General features: G+C 40.2%; 7 protein-coding genes. All 7 read left to right on the forward strand.

Going from position 1 to position 5067, the window contains the following annotated elements; translation table 11 throughout:
• The gene (era, locus tag SINDD18_RS02630) at nt 1–900 is read left to right on the forward strand and encodes a GTPase Era (RefSeq protein ID WP_000143255.1); all 900 of its coding nucleotides are present in this window, start codon (nt 1–3) and stop codon (nt 898–900) included.
• A 48-nt stretch (nt 901–948) separates the two neighbouring features.
• Nucleotides 949–1773, forward strand: a complete 825-nt coding sequence (mutM, locus tag SINDD18_RS02635) for a DNA-formamidopyrimidine glycosylase (protein WP_061862979.1) — start codon at nt 949–951, stop codon at nt 1771–1773.
• Nucleotides 1773–2378: a dephospho-CoA kinase gene (gene coaE / locus SINDD18_RS02640; RefSeq protein WP_061862980.1), complete on the forward strand. Its 606-nt coding sequence runs from the start codon at nt 1773–1775 to the stop codon at nt 2376–2378. Before mutM ends, coaE begins: the two co-directional genes overlap by 1 nt.
• Nucleotides 2365–3564, forward strand: coding sequence for a multidrug efflux MFS transporter (locus tag SINDD18_RS02645; RefSeq protein WP_061862981.1), 1200 nt, complete (start codon nt 2365–2367; stop codon nt 3562–3564). Before coaE ends, SINDD18_RS02645 begins: the two co-directional genes overlap by 14 nt.
• On the forward strand, nt 3564–3713 hold the full coding sequence (rpmG, locus tag SINDD18_RS02650) for a 50S ribosomal protein L33 (protein ID WP_001809104.1): 150 nt from the start codon (nt 3564–3566) through the stop codon (nt 3711–3713). The genes SINDD18_RS02645 and rpmG overlap by 1 nt, the downstream gene beginning before the upstream one ends.
• A gap of 39 nt (nt 3714–3752) precedes the next feature.
• Nucleotides 3753–3986, forward strand: coding sequence for a preprotein translocase subunit SecG (gene secG, locus SINDD18_RS02655; RefSeq protein ID WP_000282514.1), 234 nt, complete (start codon nt 3753–3755; stop codon nt 3984–3986).
• A 98-nt stretch (nt 3987–4084) separates the two neighbouring features.
• On the forward strand, nt 4085–5067 hold a 983-nt coding region (locus SINDD18_RS11200), incomplete at its 3' end, for an RNB domain-containing ribonuclease (protein WP_241497312.1).

Genomic DNA, 5067 nt, shown 5'->3' on the forward strand with positions numbered 1-5067 from the left:
ATGACATTTAAATCAGGCTTTGTAGCCATTTTAGGACGTCCAAATGTAGGGAAGTCAACTTTTTTGAATCATGTCATGGGGCAAAAGATTGCTATCATGAGTGATAAGGCGCAGACAACGCGCAATAAAATCATGGGGATTTACACCACTGATAAGGAGCAAATCGTGTTTATCGATACTCCTGGAATTCACAAGCCTAAGACAGCACTCGGAGATTTTATGGTAGAGTCTGCCTATAGCACTCTTCGTGAAGTGGACACCGTACTTTTCATGGTGCCAGCAGATGAGGCGCGTGGTAAGGGAGACGATATGATTATCGAACGACTCAAGGCTGCTAAGGTTCCTGTGATTTTGGTGGTCAATAAGATTGATAAGGTTCATCCAGACCAGCTCTTGGCTCAAATCGATGATTTCCGTAATCAGATGGATTTCAAGGAAATTGTTCCGATTTCAGCCCTTCAAGGAAATAACGTTTCTCGTCTAGTCGATATTCTAAGTGAAAATCTTGAGGAAGGTTTCCAATATTTTCCTGCGGATCAAATTACTGACCATCCAGAACGATTCTTGGTTTCTGAGATGATTCGTGAAAAGGTCTTACACTTAACTCGTGAAGAAATTCCACACTCAGTTGCAGTAGTGGTGGACTCTATGAAACGAGACGAGGATACAGACAAGGTTCATATCCGAGCAACTATTATGGTCGAACGTGACAGCCAAAAAGGGATTGTCATCGGTAAAGGTGGTGCCATGCTCAAGAAAATTGGGACTATGGCCCGTCGTGATATAGAGCTCATGCTAGGAGACAAGGTCTTCCTAGAAACTTGGGTCAAGGTTAAGAAAAACTGGCGAGATAAGAAGCTAGATTTGGCTGACTTTGGCTATAACGAAAAAGAATATTAAGAAGAGGTGGGCAGTAGCCTGCTTCTTGTTTTTAGAGAAGGAGGAGTTATGCCTGAATTACCTGAAGTCGAAACGGTTCGACGAGGTCTTGAAAAACTGATTCTAGGGAAGAAGATTGCTAGTCTTGATATTCGTTATCCTAAGATGATTAAGACAGATTTGGATCAATTTCAAAAGGAAGTGCCTGGTCAAGAGATTCAATCGATGGGGCGCCGTGGCAAGTATTTACTTTTCTTCCTGACAGATAAGGTCTTGATTTCTCATCTACGGATGGAAGGCAAGTATTTTTATTATCCAACCAATGTTCCTGAACGTAAGCATGCTCATATTTTCATCCAGTTTGAAGATGGTGGAGTTCTTGTTTACGAGGATGTACGCAAGTTTGGAACTATGGAATTGCTTGCTCCTGAACTCTTAGATGCTTACTTTGTATCTAAAAAGCTTGGACCAGAACCTACTGAACAGGATTTTGACTTAGAGATTTTTATAGGTGCCTTGAAGAAATCTAAAAAACCTATCAAATCGCATCTTCTCGATCAGACTTTGGTTGCTGGATTGGGAAATATCTACGTGGATGAAGTTCTCTGGAAAGCGAAAGTTCATCCTTCTAGAGCTTCTAAAAGTTTGACAAGAGCAGAAGCCACAGCTATTTATGACCAGACCATTGAAGTCTTGGGGCAGGCTGTTGAAAAAGGCGGTTCAACCATTCGCACCTATACCAATGCATTTGGCGAAGATGGGACCATGCAAAACTTTCATCAGGTCTATGATAAAGCTGGACAAGCTTGTTCACGTTGTGGATCCATCATCGAAAAAATTCAACTCGGTGGTCGTGGAACTCATTTTTGTCCAAAATGTCAAAGGAGAAAGTGATGGGAAAAATTATCGGAATCACTGGTGGTATTGCATCTGGGAAATCTACTGTCACAAATTTTCTTAGACAAAAAGGGTTTGAAGTGGTAGATGCGGATGCGCTTGTCCACCAACTTCAAAAACCTGGTGGTCGCCTTTATCAGATTTTAGTAGAGCATTTCGGTGAAAAAGTCCTTCTAGAAGATGGGGAATTGAATCGACCATTACTTGCCAGTCTGATCTTTTCTAACTCGGAGGAGAGAGAATGGTCTAAAGAAACTCAGGGACAAATCATCCGTGAAGAATTGGGCTCTTTGAGAGACAAGTTAGCTCAGACTGAGGACGTATTTTTCATGGATATTCCATTGCTTTTTGAACAGGACTATGCTTCATGGTTCGATGAAACTTGGCTAGTTTATGTAAGCCGAGATACTCAGCTGGATCGCTTAATGAACCGTGATCAGTTATCCAAAGAGTCAGCTGAAACTCGTTTAGCTTCACAGTGGCCTTTAGAAGAAAAGAAGAAATTTGCTACTTATATATTAGACAATAATGGCAGTCGAGAGAAACTTTTGAGTCAAGTAGTGACCTTACTTGAAGGAGGCGATGCCCATGCAAGAGATTAGTTGGAAGGATAATCTTCGTATTGCTTGGTTTGGTTGTTTTTTAACAGGAGCCAGCATTTCTCTCGTTGTTCCTTTCATGCCTATTTTTGTCGAACAGTTAGGAATTGAAGGAGATCAAGTTGCCTTTTATTCAGGGTTAGCTATATCTGTTTCTGCCATTTCTGCAGCCTTTGTATCACCAATTTGGGGAATATTAGCAGACAAGTATGGTCGAAAACCCATGATGATACGAGCAGGGCTAGCCATGACTATTACTATGGGAGGTCTGGCATTTGTTCCAAATGTTTTCTGGCTCTTGTTCTTACGCTTTCTTAATGGAGTTTTCACAGGATTTGTACCCAATGCGACAGCTTTAATTGCTAGTCAAGTCCCAAAAGATAGGTCAGGATACGCTCTAGGGACTTTATCAACTGGTGTTGTCGCCGGAACTTTGACTGGTCCCTTTGTCGGTGGTTTCATTGCCGAAATTTTTGGAATTCGAAATGTCTTTTTATTGGTTGGTAGTTTCCTGTTCTTGGCAGCTATCTTAACCATTCTTTTTATCAAAGAAAACTTTCAACCAGTGCCAAAGGAAAAAGCACTCCCTACAAAAGAGCTCTTTACTTCTGTTAAATATCCTTTTCTCTTGATAAATCTATTTCTAACTAGCTTTGTGATTCAATTTGCTGCCCAATCTATCGGTCCCATCCTTGCCCTGTATGTACGAGATCTGGGACAGAAAGAGAACCTTCTTTTTGTCTCTGGTTTGATTGTATCCAGCATGGGATTTTCAAGTATGATGAGCGCAGGTATCATGGGTAAATTAGGTGATAAAGTCGGCAATCATCGACTACTTGTCGTAGCTCAGGTATATTCAGTTTTCATATATCTATTATGTGCAAATGCAACTAGCCCATTCCAATTAGGCTTCTATCGTTTTCTATTTGGTCTGGGAACAGGAGCTCTAATACCTGGTGTCAATGCTCTCCTAAGCAAAATGACTCCTAAAGTTGGCATTTCAAGGGTATTTGCCTTTAATCAAGTCTTCTTTTATCTAGGAGGAGTGATAGGTCCCTTAGCAGGATCAGCAGTAGCGGGACAATTTGGCTATCACTCAGTATTTTATGCAACAGCTCTTTGTGTAGCTCTCAGTTGTTTATTTAATCTTATCCAATTTAGAACATTATTAAAAGTGAAGGAAATCTAGTGCGAGTAAAAATCAATCTCAAATGCTCCTCTTGTGGCAGCATCAATTATCTAACCAGTAAGAACTCCAAAACCCATCCAGACAAGATTGAGGTCTTAAAGTATTGTCCTAAAGAAAGAAAAGTGACTCTACATCTTGAATCTAAGTAGAAATTATGGTAGAATAATAGGGATTTTAAGGAGTTTGATATGTATAACCTATTATTAACCATTCTATTAGTATTATCTGTTGTGATTGTGATTGCAATTTTCATGCAACCAACTAAAAACCAATCTAGCAATGTATTTGATGCCAGTGCAGGTGATTTGTTTGAACGTAGCAAAGCGCGCGGTTTTGAAGCTGTGATGCAACGTTTGACAGGAATTTTAGTCTTTTTCTGGCTAGCCATTGCCTTAGCATTGACGGTATTATCAAGTAGATAAGAAAATAATGGGCGGGACTAGGTCTTTGCCTATTTTTATTTTTAAAAGAAATAAGGTTTTACACCAAAAAGAAATTAATATAAATCTAGAAAGTAAACATGAAAGATAAAATAAAAGAATATTTACAAGAGAAGGGGAGTGTCACAGTTAATGACTTGGCCAGTGCTCTCGGGAAGGGTGGTTCAAAGGACTTCCGTGAGTTAATCAAAACTCTTTCCTTGATGGAACGTAAGCACCAGATTCGCTTTGAAGAAGATGGTAGTTTAACCCTAGAACAGAAGAAAAAACATGAGATTACCCTAAAAGGAATTTTCCATGCACATAAAAATGGGTTCGGTTTTGTAAGTCTTGAAGGCGAAGAAGACGATCTTTTTGTTGGAAAAAGTGATGTTAACTATGCCATTGATGGCGATACTGTTGAAGTTGTCATTAAGAAAGTTGCTGACCGTAACAAAGGAACTGCTGCAGAAGCAAAGATTATCGATATTTTAGAACACAGTCTCACGACAGTTGTCGGGCAAATTATTCTTGATGAAGAGAAACCAAAGTATGCAGGTTATATCCGTTCTAAAAATCAAAAGATTAGACAACCGATTTATGTGAAAAAGCCATCTCTCAAACTGGAAGGGACAGAAGTTCTCAAGGTCTTTATCGATAAGTATCCAAGTAAGAAACACGATTTCTTTGTGGCGAGTGTCCTAGATGTTGTTGGACATTCTACAGATGCAGGGATTGATGTCCTCGAGGTCTTGGAATCAATGGACATTGTATCTGAGTTTCCAAAGGCTGTTCTTAAAGAAGCTGAGAGTGTTCCGGATTCACCATCTGAGAAGGATATGGAAGGCCGTCTGGACTTAAGAGATGAAATTACCTTTACGATTGACGGTGCTGATGCTAAGGACTTGGACGACGCAGTTCACATCAAGCCCTTGAAGAATGGAAATTTTGAACTTGGAGTTCATATCGCTGATGTTTCATACTATGTAACAGAGGGTTCTGCCCTCGACAAGGAAGCCCTCAATCGTGCGACCTCTGTCTATGTGACAGACCGTGTAGTTCCAATGCTACCAGAACGCCTTTC

The organism is Streptococcus infantis, from assembly GCF_001579645.1.
Lineage (GTDB): Bacteria > Bacillota > Bacilli > Lactobacillales > Streptococcaceae > Streptococcus > Streptococcus infantis_E.